The sequence below is a fragment of the Spirosoma migulaei genome, assembly GCF_054776855.1.
In genome coordinates, this window is the sequence record NZ_BAAHBG010000010.1 from 695,759 (window position 1) to 719,608 (window position 23,850).

20 protein-coding genes are annotated in these 23,850 nt (G+C 48.1%); 11 read left to right on the forward strand and 9 right to left on the reverse strand.

Annotated features, from left to right (window positions below):
• Window positions 1-283: 283 nt before the first annotated feature.
• Complete coding sequence (locus tag ACYVGO_RS13410; RefSeq protein ID WP_460969691.1) at window positions 284-1,717, forward strand: alpha/beta fold hydrolase; 1,434 nt, start codon at window positions 284-286, stop codon at window positions 1,715-1,717.
• 284 nt (window positions 1,718-2,001) lie between these two features.
• Here ACYVGO_RS13410 and ACYVGO_RS13415 read toward each other — a convergent pair whose 3' ends face one another.
• Window positions 2,002-5,460 (reverse strand): ThuA domain-containing protein, encoded by a 3,459-nt coding sequence (locus ACYVGO_RS13415; protein ID WP_460969692.1) that lies wholly within the window; start codon window positions 5,458-5,460, stop codon window positions 2,002-2,004.
• A 410-nt stretch (window positions 5,461-5,870) separates the two neighbouring features.
• On the opposite strand from ACYVGO_RS13415, the gene ACYVGO_RS13420 reads away from it, so the two are divergent.
• Complete coding sequence (locus ACYVGO_RS13420; protein ID WP_460969693.1) at window positions 5,871-6,398, forward strand: ABC transporter permease; 528 nt, start codon at window positions 5,871-5,873, stop codon at window positions 6,396-6,398.
• Window positions 6,399-6,483: 85 nt separating this feature from the next.
• On the opposite strand, the gene ACYVGO_RS13425 is transcribed toward ACYVGO_RS13420, so the two are convergent.
• Genes ACYVGO_RS13425 through ACYVGO_RS13440 form a run of 4 tightly spaced genes read right to left on the reverse strand, consistent with a single transcriptional unit; the run spans window position 6,484 to window position 10,269 of the window.
• Window positions 6,484-7,419: a sugar phosphate isomerase/epimerase family protein gene (locus ACYVGO_RS13425; protein ID WP_460969694.1), complete on the reverse strand. Its 936-nt coding sequence runs from the start codon at window positions 7,417-7,419 to the stop codon at window positions 6,484-6,486.
• A gap of 27 nt (window positions 7,420-7,446) precedes the next feature.
• Entirely contained in the window at window positions 7,447-8,286 is an 840-nt protein-coding gene (locus ACYVGO_RS13430; RefSeq protein ID WP_460969695.1) for a ThuA domain-containing protein, read from the reverse strand.
• A gap of 60 nt (window positions 8,287-8,346) precedes the next feature.
• Window positions 8,347-9,096 carry a LytR/AlgR family response regulator transcription factor gene (locus ACYVGO_RS13435; protein ID WP_460969696.1) on the reverse strand — a complete coding sequence of 250 codons (750 nt, stop codon included), beginning with the start codon at window positions 9,094-9,096 and terminating at the stop codon, window positions 8,347-8,349.
• A 12-nt stretch (window positions 9,097-9,108) separates the two neighbouring features.
• Window positions 9,109-10,269 (reverse strand): sensor histidine kinase, encoded by a 1,161-nt coding sequence (locus tag ACYVGO_RS13440; RefSeq protein ID WP_460969698.1) that lies wholly within the window; start codon window positions 10,267-10,269, stop codon window positions 9,109-9,111.
• A 251-nt stretch (window positions 10,270-10,520) separates the two neighbouring features.
• On the opposite strand from ACYVGO_RS13440, the gene ACYVGO_RS13445 reads away from it, so the two are divergent.
• The 3 genes from ACYVGO_RS13445 (at window position 10,521) to ACYVGO_RS13455 (ending at window position 13,461) form a co-directional block, all read left to right on the forward strand.
• The gene (locus ACYVGO_RS13445; protein ID WP_460969699.1) at window positions 10,521-10,862 is read left to right on the forward strand and encodes a hypothetical protein; all 342 of its coding nucleotides are present in this window, start codon (window positions 10,521-10,523) and stop codon (window positions 10,860-10,862) included.
• A gap of 165 nt (window positions 10,863-11,027) precedes the next feature.
• The gene (locus ACYVGO_RS13450; RefSeq protein WP_460969700.1) at window positions 11,028-12,485 is read left to right on the forward strand and encodes a Gfo/Idh/MocA family protein; all 1,458 of its coding nucleotides are present in this window, start codon (window positions 11,028-11,030) and stop codon (window positions 12,483-12,485) included.
• Between the two features lie 268 nt (window positions 12,486-12,753).
• Complete coding sequence (locus tag ACYVGO_RS13455) at window positions 12,754-13,461, forward strand: hypothetical protein (RefSeq protein ID WP_460969701.1); 708 nt, start codon at window positions 12,754-12,756, stop codon at window positions 13,459-13,461.
• Between the two features lie 16 nt (window positions 13,462-13,477).
• On the opposite strand, the gene ACYVGO_RS13460 is transcribed toward ACYVGO_RS13455, so the two are convergent.
• The gene (locus tag ACYVGO_RS13460; RefSeq protein ID WP_460969702.1) at window positions 13,478-14,020 is read right to left on the reverse strand and encodes an RNA polymerase sigma factor; all 543 of its coding nucleotides are present in this window, start codon (window positions 14,018-14,020) and stop codon (window positions 13,478-13,480) included.
• Between the two features lie 210 nt (window positions 14,021-14,230).
• Between ACYVGO_RS13460 and ACYVGO_RS13465 the strand changes: the two genes are divergently transcribed.
• From ACYVGO_RS13465 to ACYVGO_RS13480, 4 genes are all read left to right on the forward strand, one after another.
• Complete coding sequence (locus tag ACYVGO_RS13465) at window positions 14,231-14,536, forward strand: (2Fe-2S) ferredoxin domain-containing protein (RefSeq protein ID WP_142771086.1); 306 nt, start codon at window positions 14,231-14,233, stop codon at window positions 14,534-14,536.
• Between the two features lie 115 nt (window positions 14,537-14,651).
• Complete coding sequence (locus tag ACYVGO_RS13470; RefSeq protein ID WP_460969703.1) at window positions 14,652-15,341, forward strand: YjjG family noncanonical pyrimidine nucleotidase; 690 nt, start codon at window positions 14,652-14,654, stop codon at window positions 15,339-15,341.
• 18 nt (window positions 15,342-15,359) lie between these two features.
• The gene (locus tag ACYVGO_RS13475) at window positions 15,360-17,012 is read left to right on the forward strand and encodes an FAD-dependent oxidoreductase (protein WP_460969704.1); all 1,653 of its coding nucleotides are present in this window, start codon (window positions 15,360-15,362) and stop codon (window positions 17,010-17,012) included.
• A gap of 5 nt (window positions 17,013-17,017) precedes the next feature.
• Window positions 17,018-17,797 carry a 3-hydroxyacyl-CoA dehydrogenase gene (locus tag ACYVGO_RS13480; RefSeq protein WP_460969705.1) on the forward strand — a complete coding sequence of 260 codons (780 nt, stop codon included), beginning with the start codon at window positions 17,018-17,020 and terminating at the stop codon, window positions 17,795-17,797.
• 84 nt (window positions 17,798-17,881) lie between these two features.
• On the opposite strand, the gene ACYVGO_RS13485 is transcribed toward ACYVGO_RS13480, so the two are convergent.
• The 3 genes from ACYVGO_RS13485 to ACYVGO_RS13495 form a co-directional block, all read right to left on the reverse strand.
• Complete coding sequence (locus tag ACYVGO_RS13485; protein ID WP_460969706.1) at window positions 17,882-18,769, reverse strand: FKBP-type peptidyl-prolyl cis-trans isomerase; 888 nt, start codon at window positions 18,767-18,769, stop codon at window positions 17,882-17,884.
• Between the two features lie 35 nt (window positions 18,770-18,804).
• On the reverse strand, window positions 18,805-19,788 hold the full coding sequence (locus ACYVGO_RS13490; protein ID WP_460969707.1) for an FKBP-type peptidyl-prolyl cis-trans isomerase: 984 nt from the start codon (window positions 19,786-19,788) through the stop codon (window positions 18,805-18,807).
• 111 nt (window positions 19,789-19,899) lie between these two features.
• Window positions 19,900-20,856: a fasciclin domain-containing protein gene (locus ACYVGO_RS13495; protein WP_460969708.1), complete on the reverse strand. Its 957-nt coding sequence runs from the start codon at window positions 20,854-20,856 to the stop codon at window positions 19,900-19,902.
• Window positions 20,857-21,095: 239 nt separating this feature from the next.
• On the opposite strand from ACYVGO_RS13495, the gene ACYVGO_RS13500 reads away from it, so the two are divergent.
• A complete protein-coding gene (locus ACYVGO_RS13500) occupies window positions 21,096-21,833 on the forward strand; it encodes an isoprenyl transferase (protein ID WP_142771079.1) in 738 nt (245 codons plus the stop codon).
• 109 nt (window positions 21,834-21,942) lie between these two features.
• Window positions 21,943-23,850: BamA/OMP85 family outer membrane protein (locus tag ACYVGO_RS13505; RefSeq protein WP_460969710.1), on the forward strand; the 1,908-nt coding region annotated here is incomplete at its 3' end.

Here is a 23,850-nt window from a genome sequence, read left to right on the forward strand (position 1 = left end):
CACCCCCCTGAAGGGGGCGTACTCCGAAGTGGATTTTCTCCCCCTTTAGGGGGTGGGGGGTAAAATAAGCCAATAAAAGAGGCTGATTAAGTAAAGAAAATGCAGAACTTAACAGCCCTGCCCTGAAGGGGACTTTGCCCATTTGCGGACAAAGTCCCCTTCAGGGAATTTAGGGGTAAAATGGATCAGAAAATAGAATCCTAACTTGCTGAAGATGTCCAGTTTTTACTAAAATTCAGCTTAGCCCCGCTTTAGTTTTGTCGAAAATTAGTTCATAATCAGTATGAATACAGCTTCGACACGAACCTACTTACTTTTGATTTTCCTGCTCTCTGTAGCCTATGCCCAGGGCCAACCGGGCGTTGTTCGAACCCTTGAGTCCTGTGCCTGTCCAGTTCAGATAGACAGCAGTTTTCATACGCGTTGCGCTTACCTAATCGTACCTGAAAACCGGAAAAAGAAGAACGGAAAAACGATAAAGCTTCCCTTTATTCTGGTAGAAAGCAAAAATCCAAACAAGAAGAAAGATCCACTTTTGTTCACCGCTGGCGGACCGGGTGGCAGTTCGCTAGGTTGGGCAAGGGGAGCTTCTGGAAGCCCTCTCATCAAGGATCGGGATTGCATTGCGTTCGAACAAAGAGGCACTCACTATGCCATACCCAACCTATGGAGCGGTGAGCTGGATGATGCTATTAGAGAGTCGTATCGCAAAAATCTGAATAAAGACAGCATGGCGGTTGTGGGGGTTAAGCGCTACAAAAAAGCCTTAGAAGCCAAGGGGATCGACCTGTCCGGCTACAATACCGACGAAACAGTATCCGACATTCACGACCTATTGGCCACTTTACAAGTTGATTCGGTTAACCTATTAGGAGGTTCGTACAGTGGGGGACTTATGCTGGCCGTTCTTCAGAAAGACCCTACCCGGATCAGATCGTTAGTGCTGGATTCGCCCCTCCCGACGTTCGTTCCCATTGACGAAGATGAACCCGCCAACTTCAACGAATCGCTGAACATCCTGTTCAATCACGTTGAAAAAGACTCAACAAACAAAGCGGTTTACGGCAACCTACAAGAGAAATTCCGGCGCTATTTCTCCTCCATCGACGGGAAAACATTCACGATTCCCTATCTGGAAAAAGGCACTACCGACACGCTACGAATTCAATACACCCGACGCGAGTTATTGGGCATCCTCGTTAACACGCAAATGAAGCACATCCCCTACGTAATCACCGACATGATCAAGGGGAATCATTATAGCTACATCAAACGAACGCTGGATGCTATTTTCGAACACAACACCGCTCCGTCAGGCATGCGAATCTCGGTGTACTGCGCTGACCAAACTGCCTATCACAGCGAAAAAGTACTTCAGCAACTCTATGAAACATACCCTTATTTGAAGGGCTATCACATTAATGACGTCTATAAAGAATTATGTGATTGCTGGAAGGTGCCACCCATACGACCCGAAACCAAGCAGCCTTTCTACTCCAGCAAACCGGCCTTGTTAGCAGATGGCGAAATGGATAACGCCTGTCGGCCAATTTATATCGACAGGATTCACCACTACATGCCTAACAGTCAACGACTGCTGTTTACCAATAAAGCACATATGGTTGGCGGGGAAGATATGACCCGCTTCATGCAATCGTTCCTCGATAATCCGTATCGGAAACTAGAGTCTACGAAGAAAGAGATTATTGCTTATTAGCTTGTAGTGTTTTCGCTTGGCTACGCCGAGTGAAGACTATTTCTTTAACGGCCTCTGGCCGGAGAATAGCAAAGTCTATATTAAAAACGGGCCAGAGGCCCTTGAAGAGATAGTCCTCACTCGGCGTAGCCAAGCGAAAACGTCAGCTGTTTGTATAGAAAATAAAATACAAAAAAATCCCCCCGAATGGCGGTTGGAGATTACTGAATATTAGTAGCGTCATTAATGCAATGAGCCGTGCCACGGTTGCAACCGTGGCACGGCTTGCCCCAAAACTGAAACTTTTAATTCTGATTAAACTGGATGCTGTTCAACTGAATGATGTTATCGTTGGGTTTGTCGCGCTTCATCACGATCACATACACATCATGTTTCCCCGTGAACGCCTTATCGAAGGTGCCCGTCACCTTATTCGTGGTTTTCCAGTCGCCGGTAGCTTTGTAGGGTGCTCGACTAACGACGGGACCGGCGTACGAATCCAGCCGAACTTCAATATCGCCATCTTTATTGAGCGACGAATAATCGTACGTCAGCGATTTGATGGTAGTCATGTCAATCCCTTTCAGGAGGACATACGCTTTGTGACTACCCGCATTTAAGCGGTTTCCAAACCTCGGGAAGCCCACATACGCATCGGCGTTTATCGTTTTCACGTTCGCACTTCGCAGCGTAACTACCTCGCTACTGGTGAGTGGGCCGACAACCTTTCCTCCTTTATCGGTATAGGAAGCCATGAGTGTATACTGACCTCGGGTATCTTCTGGTTTATGCTCGTTTAGTGCGAGGCTACCCTGCAACGGTGCCACTTTCTGCTTACGGGCGTCGGTCAGGGAGAAAATGTACTTCACCATTTCCTGCGCGTCCTGTGGCGGAATCTGTGGGTGCGCACTCATGAGGTGGTCTTTGCTCCAGTTGCCGCCCCCACCTTCGATGATCTTTTTCGCCAGCTTGTCCACACTTCCGGCCTGCCCTTTATAGCGGTCGGCCACGGCCAGAAACGTTGGCCCAACAGATGGTTTATCTATGGTATGACAGGCTTTACAGTCGCTGCTTGCCATGAGCATCTTTCCAATCGATCCGTTCCCGATAGAGGCCAGGTCCTGATGTCCTTGTTGCACCACTGCAGGTGAGGCAGTTCGGGGCTGAGCGCTGTATTCGGAATACACCTTGATCCGCTTGGGATCAACCTTTCCATCTTCTTTATCCGTCACGTTTACCGTGTACGTAAACGGCTTATTTTCCCAGAAAAACGATTTGTTATCAGGCGTCTCAATGACAACTTCCGGTTTGGCATTCCCTACCTTTACCACGATCGTATCCATACCGACTAAACCCTTCTGATCCGTTGCTCTCAGAATGGCGTTATACACACCAGGCTGCGTGTACGTATAGGTTGCCATTGGGCGCTGAGCGCCAACCGTTTTACCATCGAAGAGCCATTCATAGGTGATAGCATCGTCATCGTCAAGATCAGTACCGCGCCCACTGAATTTCACACGCAGCGGAGCGGGCCCGGCAGCTTCGTGCTGCACAGGCGCATTTTGTCCATCGGAGGTAAGATACGAGCGTGAATTATGGATCGCCATCGCCACCGAATCAACCACATTGGCCTTAACCGTTGGTGGACGATTGCCGGTATTGTATTCAATTTTCACTAAACGGGCATCGTCGTTATCGGCACCATAGACCGAGCCGTATTCCAGCATATACATGACGCCATCTTTACTGAAAGCCAGATCGATAGGTCGCCGAAAATCACCGTTTGCAGCCATAAATGGCTCATTCCGACTATAGTTATCGTCCTTATCGACCCGAACGGCCAGTACCCAGTTGCGCATCCAGTCGAAGACGAACAAGGCACCATCGTAGTATTCCGGGAATTTTGTTTTGGAGGACGAATTCTTGTCGTAGGTATAAAACGCACCCGCCATGGCACTACGTCCACCCTGCGCCAATTCGGGAAACTCTTTAGAGGCCGCGTATGGATACCAGATCATCGCCGAATTAGTGGGAGGCAGGTTCTTCAGGCCCGTATTGTTGACCGAGTTATTGACTGGTGCTTTCGGGTCAAATTTGGGTCCGAGTGCATTGGTTGCAAAGTCAAGCTTTGGGTATGGCTGACTGTTGCCGATAAACAGTGGCCAGCCATAATTACCCGGTTTTTTGGCCTGATTGAACTCATCATATCCTCTTGGCCCAATCGTACTATCCTTCCCGGCATCCGGGCCAATTTCACCCCAGTACAATACGGACGATTTGGGATTCACAGCAATCCGATACGGGTTACGCAAACCCATGGTGTAAATCTCTGGCCGTGTTTGAGCCGTGCCTTTCGGGAATAGATTGCCGTCGGGAATGGTGTATGTCCCGTCGGCCTGGGGGTGAATTCGTAAGACTTTACCGCGCAGATCGTTGGTATTGGCCGCTGTACGTTGCGCATCGAGTGTCAGATGATCAGGGCGCTCGTCAATGGGCGAATAGCCATTCGATGGGAAGGGGTTGGTATTGTCGCCCGTCGAGAGAAACAGATTGCCTTCTTTATCCCAGGCCAGCGACCCGCCGTGGTGAGCGCTGGCTTCAAATTCGCCCGGTAGTTTGAGCAGTATTTTTTCGGAAGTCAGATCGAGCGAATTATCGGCCTTGACCACAAAGCGCGACAGATGGTAAGTCGGATCTTTGTCGGTGTTGGGCGAGTAATACACATACAACCAATGATTTGTCGAAAACTTTGGATCGAGCGTAATGCCCTGTACACCAAAGCCCTGCTTAGTAGTTACCGCAAACCGATGGATTACTTTGTAGGTGTTTGTTCGGTTGTTATACACCCACAAATTGCCGCTCCGCTCGGTGAAGAATACCCGACCATCGTCGGCAACGGCCAGTTCCATTGGCTCGTTCAGGTCATTGACCAATACGGTTTTCACAAAACGGTTTTCTTTGGGCATTACCACGGCATGTGCTTTACTGTAGTCCAGCGCCTTACCAGTTCCCATCACCCAGTTCAGCGCACCCAGCAGGTGTTGCACAAACAGCAGCTCACTAAAGCTGGAATCTTCGTGCCCTCCGCCGGTATAATACGCCCGCCCGCCATCGAATTCATGGTACCAGGCAATGGGGTGATTGCTTCCATTAATCCCCCCTTCGTAGGTACTCTCGTCCAGACTGGCCAATACGTGCAAGTCGGAATAGAGCGAACGGTAGTTGTACCATTCATCGGTTCGCTCCCAATGATCGGGCAGCATGCTGGTCGACGAGTGGTTCTTATCCGTTACGTCAACCGTTGCTTTACGAACATTAGATTGGCTGGGGTGGCTGGCAAAATAGCCACCCGCGAGTTTGTTGTACCAGGGCCAGTCATATTCGGTATCGGCAGCCGCGTGAATACCCAGATAACCGCCACCGGCCTGAATGTACCGCTCAAAAGCAGCCTGTTGAACCTGGTTCAGTACGTTACCAGTGGTACTAAGCCAGACGACGGCCTGATAATTCCGGAGGCTATCGTCATTAAAGTAAGCTGCATTTTTGGTGGTATCGACCCGGAAATTATTCTCCCGCCCGAGTTTCTGAAAAGCAGCAATACCAAACGGAATGGAGGTATGTTTCCAGCCTTTTGTCTTTGAAAAAACCAGAATCCGGGGGGGATTGGCACGTTTCGGAGCAGTTGGTGCGGGGGCAGTGCCGATAACTGACTCAGGTACAGTGGTCGTCATTCCGGTATGAATACCATTTTTCTGGGTATTCATACACGCGTATAGGGCTATAGTAGCCCCAGCGACTCCCAGCAAGTGGCGAACATGCCTAGTAGAGGTTGGTAACCAAATCATAAGTAACGAAAAGTTGAAGGCTGTTTAGGATTACATAAACTGGATTTTAGGTCAGTTTATGCAGTTGATTAATAAGCTTTAACAGCCCATAAACTACCCGATCGTCTTCTTGCGGGAGTTACCAAAATCACTCATTTTTTAGTGAGATTACTGAACTGCGCTGGTTGGCCATTTCCAGGTAGTTGACCGTTTGATAAAGCCTGAGTCAGGATGCGTAAGGCAATGAGGCAGAACGTGAAAATATCTCAAATGATAGTTATTTTTGGGGCTTTCAGCTTGATAAGCATACATAATCCGTAGTGTACAACTTTAACCTTACCCTCATTTCAATGAATCGATTTTTACGTTATTCCCTGTTCTTAACAATCCTCTCCTCTCCTCTTTTTGCCCAGCAAGCCTATGATGTCGAGGCTGGGAAACCCGCTCAATTGAATGGCATTGACTATGGTTTCGAGATCCGAAATGAACGTCAAATGGAAATTAGCGGGGAGAACTTCATGCGCTATGAAGTTGCGATTTACGCCACCAACCGGAGCAACTGCACCAAATTGATGTTTCCGAAACCAACCTTTTTAAGTGGCGATGAACCCAATCAACTGGCGGTATTCGATTGCCTGAATGCCACCGGAAAACGATTGACCTCAAAAAGCGGCACAGTCGTAGCCCGGCCGTTCACGGTGCCTTACCAGCAACGAATAAAAAATTCGGAAGGGAAAGAGGTAACCAGCACCACCAATGTGCAGGCTGGTTTTATGCTCCGAAATGGAGAAACAGTAAGCAATACGTTTATTGCCATCGTCCCCAAGGGCGAACGCCCGGTTATGAAAGTTCGGATTAAAGACATCCCGGATTTGTAAAGATTTATTAAACACAGAGCCACGGAGAACACAGAGTAAAAAAACAAAATACCTCTGTGTTCTCTGTGGCTCTGTGTTCATAAATCTACGCTAATTCAACCTGTGCCTTCACTGCCTGACTGATCACGAATTGCCGGGCTTCGTCGTACTCATCTGCTGTGCGCAGATGTTCCAGTAATAGGGGCACTTCCTGCGGTAAGGACGTCACGTTGCGGATGTAGGTAACGTAATCCAGGCTTCCTCGTCCCGGCATGGTCTCCATAAAATGGCCATCTTTCGGAGCAATATCTTTCGCATGGACCGACACAATCCAACGCCCCAACTTCTGAAAGGTTTCGTTCATTAAGGCTGTGTTGTTGTAGTACCGCGCCGGACTATTGATGATGTTCGCCATATCGACGTGAGCCCCAAAGGCTGTACGATCAATGGCTTTGATAAATTTCAGATATGAGTCTGGACCGTCGGGCAAACTCCAGCCCATCATTTCGAGCGCGAATTTGGCCCGTTTGGGTTTTACGGCATCAATTACCTTTCGGCAATTCTCGACCGTCGCATCAAAATAGTCTTTCGTCAGGTCACGGGCATCGGGGCCATCCCAGCGTGTAGGGTTATAAGAGCCCGCAATATTGACACAGGTTCTTGCTCCAACGGCTTCGGCTAAGGCCAGCCTTTCGGTAACGTACTCCAGATTTTTACGGCGTTTTTCAGCATCCTGATCCAGCATATTGACCCAAGCCCCAACTTCGGCCAGAATCACATTCTGCCCCGCAAACGCTTTCTGGATGGCCGCAATCTTCGTGGTGTCTTTCAACTCAACCGCAGGAACATAAGCTGAGCTGTATTGCAACCGCCGATGCTCACGCGCCAGCTCGTCGGGGTCCTGACTTTTCAGAAAAATTGGCCCTCCCAATCGCAATGGCTTTTGGGCTGTTTGTGATGCCGGGAAATGTGGATTTACGATTGAACTACTAGCCAGAATGACCGACGATTGCAGAAAACTACGGCGCGAAATGTGTTTCATTTGCTTGAGTTTTTATAGTCCACTAGGCTATTTTTTGCCGGTTCCTAACCACAAAAGAGCGTCGATCAGAAATTTATTCTGCGTTTCATTTGAGAAAGTAAACGACAATTCTTTGTTCGTTTTGTTCTCATAATCAATGTCATTGTGGCCCATGTTCGAATAGATCATATTGTATTTCCTGTTTGTCCAGACAACCGGGTAATAACCGCTATGCCAGATCTCATGCGGTTTGGGGCCCGTACCCAGTGGAAAGCTGGCTGAGTCGATGGCCATGAGAATGTCAATATCCGGATTCTTTGTTAAATCATTCGTCCAGCGGTACCATTCATTCGGAGCCGTTTTGAAGGTTTTTGGCAAGTGCTTCGTGGCAGGGTGTTTCCGATCTTCAACGCGCAGTATAGCCGATGTAGGTCGCCAGGTATTGCTTTTGTAGGAACCTGATCCCAGAAATTCGTTATGGTACCAATCCCAGTTCTGCGGGTATTTTGAGGGCGTCAGCGCAAATCCGGCAAAATGAAAGCCCATCCACCCGCCCCCATTTTTCATGTATTTCTCGAAAGCCTCCCGCTGGGCAGGCTCCTCAGGCCGGGTATCGAAAAACAGTACGACCTGATAATTCGACAGGAATTCGGTGTTCAGGTTGTTCCAGTTATCGGTTGAATCATAACTGAAATTGTACTTTGCAGCCGCCTTCGGAAACCACCGGTTAGCCTCATGCACGTAGCTAATATGCGCTTTATCGTTCTGAGCGGTGTAAAAGGCAATCACCTTAAATTTTGGCTTCTTGGTCTGTGCCTGAAGAGCGCCTGAGAAGCAAAGCAGGCAAACGACAAGTAGTTGGATCGTTCTTTTATTGAGTAGAGACATTGGATGGCTAGTGAATCCTGCTTGCTAAAGCTAGAAAACGAAAGGACATACTACCGCACTCTATTCCATCTTCAACACCCGTCCCACTTCTTTATGGTACAACCGCCCAATGGGCAACTCCTGTCCGGCCACATCGACCTGAGTAGGTGTATAGGCCGTTATCTTATCTACGGCCACAACAAACGAGCGGTGAATGCGTAGAAAACCAGCTTCGGGAAGCATATCTTCCAGTGAACTTATACTCTGTTTGACCACCAAGGGCTTAGCCGAGGTCGTGATAATTTTGACGTAATCTTTCAGGCTCTCTACGTATAGAATATCGCGGATAAATACCTTTACCATTTTACGATCGGCCCGAAAGTAGAGAAACGTATTCTCCGACGGCGCTACCGTTTGTTTCTCAATAGAATGAACAGGCAAGGCTTCGGTTTGGCCAACGTTGAGTAAACTCGTTTCAACCCGCATTACCTTGGAAACTGCCCGAAGAAAACGCTCGAACGAAATAGGCTTGAGCAAATAATCGACCACATCCAGGTCGAAACCGTCCAGGGCATAATCGCGGTAGGCAGTCGTAAAAATGATTTTGGGTGGCTGGCGAAGACTACGAACGAAATCGGTACCTAGCAGTTTTGGCATTTTAATATCCAGAAATATCAGGTCAACGGGCGTGGTTTGCAACACACCAAACGCCTGAATGGCGTTGTGACATTTGCTCACTATTTCCAGACCATCGATCATGTTGATGTGCGACGCAATGACAGCCAATGCAGGTGGTTCATCATCAACGAGCAGACAACGTATTGGGGCCATAGTGGTACTAGATCAGGTTGTTTCGGCGAGTTGGTTGACCGGTTGAAAATCCGCGATTAGTGTCGGCCCTAATTCCAGCGATAACGTAACCATAAACGTTTCCTCTTCGGCCACAATTCGTAATTCGTGGAGGTTGGGGTATAGCAGTTGTAATCGTTTCTTCACATTTTGCAAACCGATACCACCGCTGTGCACACCCTCCTCCGGCGTTGACTCCCGGCTGTTTATCACTTTAAATTTCAGCTGGTTTCCCTGAACCGACAGATCGATGTGCATCCAGGCCTGCTCAACCTGTTCGCTGGTGCCGTGCTTAAAGGCATTTTCCAGGAATGGAATCAGTAGCAACGGTGCAATTAGTTTATGCTGGTAATCGCCAGAAATAGTCACCGACATATCCAGCCGATCGCCATAGCGAAGCTGCTCCAGCCCAATATAGTTACGCATAAACGCAATCTCTTTCTGTAGCGGCACTTCCGACGCATTGCATTCGTATAACATGTAACTCAGCAATTCCGACAACTTCAGCACCACGGCTGGCGACTGATCGGATTTGTGGAGTGTGAGCGCATAGAGGTTATTAAGCGTATTGAACAGAAAATGAGGATGCACCTGCGATTTAAGCAGTTGTAATTCGGCCTGTAATTTCTCCCGGTCTATTTGCTCGTAAGCCTGCTGTTTTAAATACCAGATTTTGACCAGTTTAATAGCGGCTGCAAACCCACCAATGGTCGTTGCTCCTCGCATACCCGCCATCATGGCAAAAAAGAACGTATTTCCTGAATACCGCCCATGCAAGGCCATGCGCACAGGATAAACAATGAATTTGGCTAATACCGCCGAAAGAAAGGCCGTGGCAATTATCAACCCAATAATACTAATGAATGCCAAGATATATCGGTTGGTAAGCAGATAACGCGGGATTACCCAGTACAGCAGGGCATAGGTCAGGAACATATGGGCTGGCATAAACAGCACCGAATCAATACCCGAAATGAAGAAGCCTTTCAGAAGCGCTAACGGCCAGGCTACGCCTTCGTGGATCAGGTAATTAGCGGGCAAAAAACCGTAGGTGAGCGTAAAGAACAACGCCCATGCCAACCAGAATAAACCATGCCGTGCCAGCCGTTGGCGCGGTTGATTGGAGAAGACAAATTCCTGGGTCAAACGTTGCATAAGTCAGCCAGTTAGCTAGTCGAAGATAGACAAACGGAGTGGTTTTGCCTACAGCCGAATCCATTTATCGACAGACGACGAACTACCGTCGCCGAACAACGAAATGTAGCGCCAAACGACGTTAGCAGACCAGATCATGCCGTATAGTACCCAACCGTGGTCACCAGGCGAAATTCTGAGCGGGCAATTAGCCGTGTTTCTACTTTTGGTTCAGCTAATAACTAAACGTAAACACACAAATACAAATCACCATGAACACTAGCTCACAACTCCGCCTGGCCTTTATAGCCCTCGTATTCACTACCAGTTCATTTGCCGCACAGGCACAAACAACAAAAGAGCAACCCGTTGCTAAAGATGGATTCTGGGTGGTTGAAACCGCCCCAAAAAGCGACCAAAGCATCGTTCGATTTTATACGAATGAGCAAAAACTGATTTACGAAGAAACCGTAGCCCGCAAACTGAACCTGGCTCGCCGACAAACCAAACAGCAATTAAACGTAGCGCTTGACCAGGCGATGTTTGTCTGGAACGCCACCCATAAACTACCAACCGACCGCCAGTGGGTAGCCGTGCAGTTTGAGAAGAAATAGGATTTGAAGCAATTCCAAGGTTATACAACAATAGTAAACACAGAGCCACAGAGAACACAGAGCTATTCTTTTTTGTGTTCTCTGTGGCTCTGTGTTTACTAAATTTTTAAGGGTAAATCATACCATATAGTCGCTTTAGCAGGTATACTAAAAACCCTCATCTCTATGCAGGCTAACAGACGCAAATTCATAAAAAGCTTATCGGCAGCTTCAGCGCTCGTTGCCACCGAGGGGCTTGCCAAACCATTCGGTTTTCCAGCCTACATTCCGAATTTAATGAAGGTAAGTCCCAACGACAAAATCCGCTTTGCGACGATTGGCATGGGCATTCAGGGCAATTACGATACCATGGCTGCCCTTCGAAATCCAGATGTCGAACTCGTTGCCGCAGCTGATTTGTACACGGGTCGGCTTGAGCACGCAAAAACGGCTTTTGGTAAAGACAAAGACCTCTTTACAACCCGCGATTACCGCGAAATACTGACTCGCCCGGATATCGACGCTGTGCTGGTTGTTACCCCCGATCACTGGCACGATCATATTACCATTGCAGCGCTCAAAGCAGGTAAACATGTGTATTGCGAGAAACCGATGGTTCAGCACCTGAACGAAGGTAAAGCCGTTATCGACGCCTGGAAAAAATCGGGCAAAACTATGCAGGTAGGCAGTCAGCGCATCAGTAGTGCTGCCTTTCAGGAAGCGAAACGACTGGTTGAAGCGGGTGATATTGGCGCAATCAATTACATTGAATCCAACAACGACCGTTTCAACGCCATTGGTGCCTGGAACTACTCCGTCCCACCCGATGCCTCGCCACAAACCGTAGACTGGGATCGGTTTCTGGGTGATGCGCCCAAGCGTCCCTTCGATGCGAATCGGTTTTTCCGCTGGCGCAACTACCGCGACTACGGCACGGGTGTCGCGGGCGATTTGTTTATTCACCTCATTACGGGCGTCCACTTTGTCACGAATACTCTGGGACCAACGCGAATTTTCTCGTCAGGTAACCTTGCCTACTGGAAAGAAGGTCGTGATGTGCCCGATGTGATGACGAGCCTGATGGATTACCCGAAAACCGACAAACATGAGGCCTTCCAGATGGTGTTGCGGGTCAATTTTGCCAACGCCGGTAAGATCAGCAACGTAACGCGTATTATTGGCAACGAAGGCCAGATCGAGTTTTCGGAAGATAACCTCATTATGACCAAAAAGAAACTGCCCATTGCACCAGGTTACGGCAACTACGACAGCTTCTTTACCTTTACAGAACCGGTTCAGCAGGAATTTGTGAAACAGTACGATGCCAAATACCCACCCGAAACCCGTAAGGCAGAGCCGGTAAAAGAAGTCAAATTCGAAGCACCGAAAGATGACGATGCACACGCCAAGCATTTCGGCAACTTCTTCGAAAACGTCCGAAAAGGTAGCCAGGGCACCGTTGAAGATCCTGTATTCGGGTTCCGGGCAGCCGCTCCCGTACTGGCATCCAATGAAAGCTACTTCGAGCAAAAGGTCGTGCATTGGGACCCCGTTACCATGACACAGCAAAATCCAGCGACTCCATCGGCAACCCATAAGAAGAAATCGGCCACCGCTTCGGCAAAGACAGTGGCGAAGAAATAATCATAGTTGCCAGAGATGAGTTAAATCCCCATCAGATTGCCTGCTTGATGCAGATCAGTCTAATGGGGATTTGCATATCCATAAAACCAAATGATCGTTTAGTAGGGTATATATCTAACCGTTCGCCCAACTTATATTGAAGCTTTGTAAACTTTTATTTTTTGTCATTCCGACCTCAGGAGGAATCTCAAGCTTGATTAATAAGGAACTTGAGATTCCTCCTGAGGTCGGAATGACAAACCACTCAACAGTCACTTCATCAAAGGTCATGGGAGCTTCTATATCTACCAAAACAAACTCCACCCCTACTCTCTCTCCTAAACCAGGCCGCTGGCTATTATGGGGTATACTAATCGCTTTACTAGCTTGGGTGATCACAGATTTATATGTGCCCAGAAAGAACAGCCTGCGTGAATTCAACCCAAACGAAGTAGCCCGACTGGAAACAGCCATGTGGCGGTCCTACTATCAGAAGAAACCGGTGCTTCTCTTTTGGCAATTGGCGGGTGGACTACGGCAGCAATTTCATGCACCTTTCTGGCGATCGTTCCTACTAGGTTTTCAGGCCTCTAAAGCAGCTTTCGATTTCAAAAAAGGAAAATCCAGATTGGATTATCAGAAAACCCTACCCGATCTGATTTCGTATTATAAGTCCATTCAGGCCCTTAGCACGGATCAATTTGACGTACCAAGTGTAGCTAAACTGGAGCTGGAGTGGTGGATCGTTCATCGCCAGCGCGAGCGTTATAGCTATTCAGATTTAGCGAACGCTTTAGTCCAAACGTCGGCTGCTCTGTATAATCAACCTGCGGCCTCATTCATCACCTACGGGCGTTTACGAGCCGATGCCATGCGCTTATGCGATGATGTACGACAGAAACCAGGCGGAGCTACCGAAGCCGATTGGCAACACATTGAAGATGAGTTAAATCAGGCCTGGAGTTCCTTCCATCAGGCCGTTCAACGAAGTCGATAAGGTGCTCTACAACTACCTAAGCTTTGGAAATTGTACGCAATTGCTGCATAGCAATCCGCAACTGTTGCCGAACCGTTTCAACGGGCAGGCCTAACGAAGAAGCGGCCTCTTCGGGCGTGCAATTCTTAAAAAGAATAGCATCAAGCAATGCTTTCAACTGAGGATCAACGGAATCCGTATGGTTATCTATTGACGACGTCGAGGTAGTTTTTTGCCAGACCGGGCTTACTACTTTTCCGCTTTCAGCGAGTTGCAGCACGACTGCCTTAACCTGTTGTCGTTCTTTAAGTGCATCTAAAGCCGTAGTTCGTGCAATTTGTAACAGCCACAGAAACAATGGCTGTTTATCTGGCCGAAACTGATCCAGTTGCAAACGGATACGCCTAAAGGTTGTTTCGAGCAGGACAACTGCTTCCGTTTTGTCAGTAATTATTTTCGTGATAACGCCCAACAATATGGCGGCATATTGATCATACAATTTAGAAAAAGCCAGTTGGTTATTAGCCTTCAGGTTGCTTACTAATTCCAGTTCCAGAAACGAAGCAGGCGGGCGATTCATGATACAACTACAATAAGAATACACACATAGTCAGCAGGTTAGCAAACACAAACTCGCCAAGACATCTAATCCATAACAAAATGTTAGCCTTGAGGTTTAATTATTTTTTTATCGGTACAGTAGGCACATCTGCTGACATTGAGTGTACTAAAGAATATGACGCTGGCATCGGGTTCATTCGTACCTTTGAGAACGAATTCAATCAGATCTATGAAATATCAAAAGCACGTTTTCATTTGTAACAATCAGAAAGCCGCGCCCAAAAAATCCTGTGGTGAAGCACACGGCAATGAACTAGTCGACGCCTTCAAAGCAGCGCTTGCTGAGCGGGGCCTGTTAAAAGAAATGCGGGCGCAACGAACGGGTTGCCTCGATGCCTGTGCCTTCGGTCCTACCCTGGTCGTTTACCCAGAAGGCACGTATTACGGTAATGTACAACTGTCAGACGTTGCCGAAATCGTTGATAGTCATCTCGTGAATAATCAGCCCGTTGAGCGACTGAAATTGGATTTTTAGTGATTACGGTAGCTGGGTATTTGGTTTACGGTATTTGGTATTCGGTGGGCTGGCACCAGCAATCTTCCGCGTCAGCCACCGAATACCATAAACCAAATACAGTAAACCCATCCCCATGTACAAACACCTCTTTTTTGACCTTGACCACACCTTATGGGACTTTGATCGAAACTCGGCGGAATGCATTGCCGAACTCTTCGATACGTTCCGGCTGGCGGATGCAGGGATTCCATCGGCGGAGGAGTTCAGCCGTCACTTCATTGCCATCAATCATCAGCTCTGGGCCGATTACGACAAGAATCTGATCGAGCATGGATATATTCGGCAACATCGTTTCCCGATGGTATACCGAGCACTGGGTATCGACGAATCAGCCGTTCAGGCCGATCTTAACGCCGAGTACCTGAAACTACTCCCTCACAAAACTCATTTGCTGGAGTCTGCACGGGAAATCCTGGATTACCTGAACGGGCGCTACACTATGCACATCATCACGAATGGCTTTGCCGATATTCAGGCCACGAAGATGAGTAGCTCAGAAATTGCCCATTACTTTACGCATGTGGTTACCAGCGAAACCGCCAGTGCAAAAAAACCAGACCCGCTTGTGTTTCAGTATGCTATGGACATTAGTGGCACGACGGCTGGTGAGAGTTTGATGATCGGCGACAATTACGAAGCGGATATTCTGGGTGCTAAGAGCGTTGGCTTAGATACCCTATTTTATAATCCACAAGGCAAAGTCGTTGATGAGAAGCCTACTTATGATATCAAACACTGGAAGGAACTACTGGCAATTTTATAGACTAATCCTAAATTCACTATGAATGGGTTTGTTTTTGCTTCGTCAATCAGTCGATCCGTTTTTGCGGGGGTCATCCTGTTATCCCAATTTTCGTCTCTCTTGTACGCACAGCCAGTACGCGTCGTCGATGTGTGTGTGTATGGAGGCACGTCGGCAGGCGTGATTGCGGCTTATTCGGCAAAAAAAGCGGGTAAGTCGGTTGTGCTGATTGAACCGGGTCTTCATCTCGGCGGTATGTCATCGGGTGGTTTGGGAGCAACTGATATTGGCAACAAGCAGGCAATCACGGGTTTGTCCAGAGATTTTTATCGGCGCGTGGGTCGGCATTATGGCAAGCCGGAACAGTGGACATTTGAACCACATGTTGCCGAAACAGTTTTCAAGCAGTACCTACAGGAAGCTGGCGTTGCCCCTTTATATGCCTACAGAATCACATCTGCCGAAGTCATAGCGAACAAGATAAAGCGGATTAAACTCGAACGGGTTCTGGCACAGTGGTATACAAAAGACCAGCAATCGAACAGTGTATCTAGTCCTGAAACGCAAACAATTGAGGCTAAACAATTTATCGACTGTTCTTACGAAGGCGACCTGATGGCCAGAGCAGGCGTAGCCTATACGGTTGGGCGGGAAGCGTCCAGCCAATATAACGAACCTCTCAACGGCGTGCAGTTTCGGGACAAACACCAGTTTCCCGATGGCGTAGACCCCTACAACCAGCCCGGAAAGCCCGAAAGTGGTTTGGTTTGGGGCATCGGCCCGGCCTCACTGGCACCCAACGGCACTGCCGACCGAACGGTACAAGCCTACAACTTCCGACTGTGCCTGACCGACGACCCGGCCAATCGCATTCCGATTACCCGTCCGGATGGATACGATTCCACTAAATACGAATTACTGCTACGGCAAATCACCCAAAAGATGCCGAAGGAGTTGACCTGGAGTCTGATGCACTTCGTGATGATGCCCAATCATAAAACCGACATCAACAACTGCGGTGGCTTTTCAACGGATATGATCGGGGCCAATTACGACTACCCCGACGCTGACTACGCCCGACGTGACCAGATCATTCGCGAACACGAACAGTACACCAAAGGGCTCTTTTACTTCATCGGGCACGATCCGCGTATGCCGAAGCACCTACGGGACGAAATGCTTCAGTGGGGTTATCCCAAAGATGAGTACCAGGACAACAATAACTTTTCGCCCCAGCTATACATTCGGGAAGGTCGTCGGCTCATCGGCGAATACATAATGACCCAGGCCAATTGCGAGGGTAAAGTCGTTGTACCCGATGCGGTTGGCATGGCGGCATACACGATGGACTCGCACAATTGCCAGCGATTCATTGTGAATGACCGCAACGGCATACCGATGGTTCGGAACGAGGGCGATGTGCAGGTCGGTGGGTTTCCGCCTTATCCCGTTAGTTTCCGGGCCATTATTCCGAAGAAAGGCAGTGTACAAAACTTGTTGGTACCGGTTTGCTTATCGGCCAGTCATATTGCGTATGGCTCTATCCGAATGGAACCCGTTTTTATGGTACTGGCGCAGTCGGCCGCACAGGCTGCCTGCCTGGCCATTGATGACAAGAAAGCCATACAGGATATCGACGTTCCCAAACTTCAACGGCTCATTCAGGCACAAAGCCAGCAATTAACCAAGTAAATCGTATGGAACTAAACTCATCAACCGCCATCGTTTCCGGAGGTGCTTCTGGCCTGGGCGAAGCCACCACCCGAATGCTGGTAGCCAACGGGGCCAATGTTGTTATTCTGGACCTGAACGACGAGCGAGGCAATGCACTTGCCGAAGAACTGGGGGCAACCGTTCGCTTTGCCAAGACGAACGTTACTGATGAAGCCGACGTACAAACAGCCGTCAACATGGCCATTGGCACGTTTGGCCGTTTGGACATTAATATTAATTGCGCGGGCGTTGCCGAAGCGCGCAAAACGGTTGGCAAAGTTGATGGTGTGTATGGCGCGCACTCGCTGGCTGCTTTCCAAAAAGTCATTTCCATCAACCTCATCGGAACGTTCAACGTTATTCGGCTGGCGGCACTAGCCATGGAACACAATACTCCCAATAGTGAAGGTGAGCGCGGTGTCATCATCAATACAGCCTCCGTAGCCGCTTACGACGGCCAAATCGGTCAGGCTGCTTATGCAGCCTCAAAGGGAGGTATCGTGGGCATGACGCTACCCATTGCGCGCGATTTAGCCCGGTCTGGAATCCGAGTCATGACCATTGCTCCCGGTCTGTTTGAGACACCCTTACTAGCTGCCCTTCCCGAAGAAGCCCGACTATCATTAGGCCAGCAGGTACCGTTCCCGTCACGACTTGGTCGCCCAACTGAATACGCCATGCTGGTTAAAAGTATTCTCGAAAATCCGATGCTAAACGGCGAGGTGATCCGACTCGATGGCGCGATTCGGATGGCTCCGAAGTAACGACGTCTACAAATGGCTTCATAAATGCTATAAAAAAGCGACCTACGGATTCCGTAGGTCGCTCTAAAAAACGTCTTGTTTAGCTTACTGTGCCGAAACCAGTTCTATATCGAACCGCAGTGGTGCATAGGCAGGAATTACTTGATAACCCGTAGATCCATACCCTATTTTCGAAGGGAAAACGATCGTTGCCTTTTCACCCACTTTAAGTTTAGCTAACCCCTCTGCAAATCCAGGAACAAACTGACTGGCTACCGCCGAATAGGTTCCTGTACCGGTGCTGTCAAAAGCCGACGTTGCTCTCAGCAACTGACCTCTGTACTTAATGGTAAGCGTTTGCGTAGGCGTTGTAGGAGCCCCAGTCGAGTTAGCCAGTGTTTTTATAAACCGTAATCCACTCGGCGTTACCTCCGTTGGCGTCAGTTTATTTGCTGTTAGATATTCGTCAATCTGTTGATCTTCAGTCCGGGTCCGTTTCAGTTTCATATCCAACCGAACAGGTGCGTTGGCCGGAATTATACCATTACCAGCTCCTGTTCGGCCAAAGGCATAAACGGATGGCAACAAAATGACTGATTGATCGCCCTCACTCATTTTCAATATGCCTTCTGTTAAGCCCGGCGTATTTGCAACAAGGTAAACATAGCTAGACTTGGTTGCATAGGTCGAATCCACAAACGTATCGATCACGGCGTTAGCACTATTCCGAGTCAGAACTGACAGTTTATAACTAAACTCCGCTTCCTGACCATAAGCTGGAGTCACCCCAGACCCACTGGGTTTACTAAGCGCGTAATAGACCCCGGTAGACGTAATAGACCCCGTCAGGCCCTTAGCCGCAGCATAAGAAAGAATATCGGCTTTATTGGTTTCCAGAATTTGATCGTCGGTAAGACCGACATCTTCTTTTTGGCAAGAGGACAACCCACCGACTAGCAGGAGGCTGAACATGAATACAGGTAGATTACGCATGAAAATAGAGAACTAACTAATTGAAAATTACTAATTTATTTGACCGAAAGCACTTCAACATCATACCGAAGAGGTGCATAGGGCGAAACTTTATACACAGCAGGAGTAGTACTTTTATCAACCACACCGGCATCCTTATACCCAAGTGAGGATGGCATCAGAAATGTTGCTTTGTCGCCCACTTTTAATTTCACTATTCCTTCTGCGAAGCCAGCCACAAGGTTAGTCAGATTGGTTGACGTTAAACTAGCGCTACTGACCGTATCAAATCTTACCACTGTTTTAGCATGAAGCTGTTTAGCAGCATACCGTATAGTCACTGTCTGCGCTTTGCCTAATGCTGTTTTAACCGAATCTACTGATGTGCTGGGTGTTGTCAGAAAAAAGCGTAGCCCAGTTGAGGTCTTTTGGGTAAGGTTTAAACTATTGGAAGCAGCATATTCATCCATTTGCTGGTCTTCGGTCCGGGCTCGATTCAAGGTTACATCGAACCGTAAAGGCGAATTCGCGGGCACCAGGCCATCTGAACTAAGTACATCACCATACCCAATGAGGGAGGGCATCAATAAAACAGCTTGTTCTCCTTCGTGCATCTTTAATAGGCCTTCCTCCAAACCCGCTTTTAGGATACCTTTCTTATACGGAATAAAAATTGGATTTTTCGCATAGACCGTATCGACAACTTTGGCTGTAACAACCGTAGTACTGGTGGCACTTGAGCTAGTAGCAGTAGTGCTAGTTAGTATAGAAAGCGTATAGATAAACTCAAGCTCCTGTCCTTCCTGTGGGCTCACCGTCGATGTGCTTGGTTTGGTCAGCGCAAAATAAAGACCCGAGTTCGAAGTCACTGATGTAGGTTTTACCGTCCAGGTCTGAGACGCAATATACGTGTCTATATCTGCAATATTAGACTTATAGGTAGCGGCTTTGGTAGTATCTGCACTTACATCCTCTGATGTGCAGGATGCCCCCCCCCCCAGTAACAATACACTGAAAATTAATAGCTGAAGTTTACTCATGAAAATGACTGAACAAACATACCTTGTACGCTAAATGACCCCTGATTGTGGCAATGCGTTGGTAAGTCGATTAAAATTTCTGCTAATTAAGTTAGAAACTAGTCCTGTGGCCTACGGCTGTAAGACCTGATCAATGATATGAATGACCCCATTGGTTGCGGTCAGATCGGCCTGCTTCACGAATGCCGAGGTTGAATTTTTATTGCCTTTAACCGTAAGCTGATTAGGCGCTACAGTCAACGTAACCGCATTTCCACTCAGTAAGGTGCTAACGCTACCGGACTGAAATTGAGTGGAAAACTTCACCCCCGACAGAACATGATAAAAGAGCGTATTGGTTAGTGTTTGTACATTGGCAGACTCAATAGCAGCCAGTGTATTATAGACTTTGTCGGCTTTAAATGCGGCATCGTTCGGCGCAAACACAGTTACTGGGTTAGTTGCCGAGACATTATCCAGCGTAGCCAGTAAAGTCGGGTTACTCGAACCAACTCGTTTAATAGCCGCTGCCAAAAACGTCAGGTTCGGGTTAGTCTGAATCGTTGTCAGCAGATTTCCGGTTCCAGGAATCAGCACCCGATCAATCACATGAATGTACCCGTTGGCAACTGCAATGTCTGTTTGGGTTAGCTTAGCGCTATTTATATAAATGGACCCATCCGTTGTTTTCGTAACAAAAGCAGCCGCTTTATTAGCAGTTATCACAGAATTTTGTCCGGCCGGAATAGCCGATGACGCCGACCGTCCATAGAGCACGTGGTACATTAACATAGTCCGTAACTGATCCTGAGGAGTTGCCCGTATAGCCTCTTCGGTGGCTAAGCCCGCTGCCTGAAAAGCGGCATCTGTTGGCGCAAACAACGTTAGATTACCTGATTTTAAAGCGTCCCCAACACCCGCATACCCCATAGCGAGCCGGAATAAACTGAATTGACTATCTTCCAGAATACGATCGGAAATTGTTTGCGGGGTGGCCACGGCATCATCCCGTGTTTGACAACCCATTGCTACTAACAGCAACATAAGCACCGACATTCGGCTCAGAAATAACGAAAACGAGGTAGTCATTTAGAGTGGTTAGTGAAATAACAGGTTCGTATCAAAAAAACGTACCGACCCTATTTATGTTTTCCTCCGGCAAAGATACCTAACAATGAGTGAAAGAGTGAAAGACCGAAAGACTGAAGCCATCCACAGCCTTTCACTCTTTCGGTCTTTCACTCTTTCACTCATTATCTTCCCCATAACTGACTAAAATTCCGTATCTTCGCGGCCTTGTTAATTCTTGTTAAAACTCCTCCCCTGGGATGAAGGAACACATTGACTCGAGCAATCTGCCCCAGCACATCGCCGTTATCATGGACGGAAACGGTCGCTGGGCTAAGCGTCAGGGAGCTGCCCGGGTGTTTGGCCACCGCAATGCCATTAAGGCTGTACGCGAAGTAACGGAAGGATGCGCCGAATTAGGCGTGAAATACCTGACGCTCTACGCCTTTTCCACTGAAAACTGGAATCGCCCGAAATTTGAAGTAGACGCGCTCATGACGCTGCTGGTTCATACCATTCGGGGGGAAATTAAAACACTAATGGACAACAATGTACGGTTGGCTACCATCGGTCATGTTGACAGTTTACCTACCGACTGTCAGCGCGAGTTAACCGAAGCTATGCGCGAAACCAGCCAGAATACGGGGCTAACGCTCATTTTGGCGCTCAGTTATAGCGGGCGTTGGGATATTGTGGAAGCAGCCCGGAAGCTGGCGACTGATGTCCGCGATGGTAACCTAAATCCTGATCAGATTGACGATACGGTCTTCAGCCAGTATCTGTCAACCGGCGGTATTCCAGACCCGGAACTGATGATCCGTACCAGTGGCGAAATGCGTATTAGTAATTTTATGCTTTGGCAACTGGCTTACGCGGAATTATACATGCCCGATGTACTCTGGCCCGACTTCCGAAAAGCTCACCTGTACGAAGCTATTGTTAACTATCAGCAACGTGAACGTCGGTTTGGCAAAATCAGCGAACAATTAGTTAAATAAGTTGGATTCGAGCGTGAGGCTCTGTTGTGTGAGAAATAAGTTGTGTGAATTGCAACCTTATTCGCCCAAATTGAATCCAGATAATCAATCAATTAACACGCATTACAACTTGGAACACCGTATAAAAGTCCTATTGGGAGCCGTTTACCTGCTTATTGGCATCGGCCTATTGCCTGCTCAGGTTCGGGCGCAAGTGCGCGTGGGCGTGGGGATACCCAGTACTGCTCCAGTAGAAACAAACGACTTGCTTAACTACGCCAGTCCGAAAGAATATGAAATTGCCGGATTAACCGTAACGGGCACTCGCTACCTTGATCCTAACTCACTTGTATCGCTGGCAGGCCTGAAGGTTGGCGATAAAATTCGAATTCCAGGTGAAATCATTGGCTCATCAGTCCGTAAATTGATGGAATCGGGTTTGCTGGATAACGTTGAGTTGTTTGCCACAAACGTCAATGAAAATAAAGTCTCCCTAATGTTTCGGGTGCAGGAACGCCCCCGCCTGTATCGGGTTAGTTTTCTGGGCGTCAAAAAAGGAGAACAGGACAACCTTAAAGATAAAATCAAACTCAACCTGGGTAAAATCGTGACGAATACGATTACGAAAAACACCCAGATGGCCGTGCGTAAGTACTTCGTCGACAAAGGCTTCCTCAATACAAAGGTCAAAATCACCACCGTTCCAGATAGTACCCGTAATAACGCTACCATGCGTGTATTGGTCGATAAGGGTCAAAAAGTTAAAATTTCTAAAATTAACTTCGAGGGACTTAACGAACTGGATGAGAATGCCGTGCGGATGAAGATGAAGAGCACGAAAGAACAACGGTTCGGACGTGTATTCACCCCATCGAAATTCGTCCCTAAGAAATACGAAGAAGACAAAAAGAAGGTGCTTGAGTATTACAACAAACTCGGCTACCGCGATGCAACCATCGAGCATGATACCGTAGTACACAAGGGTGGCAATACCATCAGCATCAACATGAAGCTGAATGAAGGTCATCAGTATTTTTACCGCAACATTGATTTTTCGGGCAACTACCTCTACACCGCAGCTCAACTTCGTCAGGTGCTGGGCGTAAATAAAGGGGATGTGTATAACCCGGAGGATCTGGATAAGCGTATGAACGGTAATCCGGGTCAGGATTTAAGTTCGCAATACATGGACCTGGGTTATCTGTATTATAACGCTCAGCCTATTGAGAAATCCATCGATGGTGACTCGATCGACCTTGAAATCCGGATTTTTGAAGGCAAGCAGGCCACCATTAACAAAGTGATTCTGAATGGTAACACCAAAACCAGCGATCACGTGGTCATGCGTACGATTCGGACGCTGCCTGGTCAGAAATTCTCAAAAACGAACCTGATCCGCACCCAACGCGAATTATCGACACTTGGCTACTTCGATCCGGAAAAAATTGGTATCAACCCAATTCCACAAAGTGATGGTACAGTTGACATTGAATACACCGTTGAAGAAAAACCATCCGATCAGATCGAACTGTCTGGAGGTTGGGGCGGTTATGTCGGCTTTGTTGGAACGCTCGGTCTGACGTTCAATAACTTCTCGGCCCGCAACATCCCGAACTTCAGCGCCTGGAAACCCCTACCAGCTGGCGATGGTCAACGGGTACAGTTACGCTTCCAGGCCAACGGTAGTCAGTATCAGGTATATTCCCTGTCATTTACGGAGCCCTGGCTGGGCGGTCGCAAGCCAAATGCCCTGTCGGTTAGTGCCAGCCACACTGTGTATCGGACATTCTATGACCCGGCGAACCCATATAGTATTTACCAAAGTCTACAGGGCCGTACACCAACCGGGTCGTATACAAACACGGCTATTACAATCGGGTTAGGTCGTCAGTTGAAAATACCGGATGATTACTTCTCGCTGAGTAACTCAATTTCGTATCAGCGCTATGACCTGAACAACCTTGACTTATTCTACATCGGTTACAAGGACGGTATCTCGAACAACATTACGTTTAACACGACGCTCTCACGGAACAGC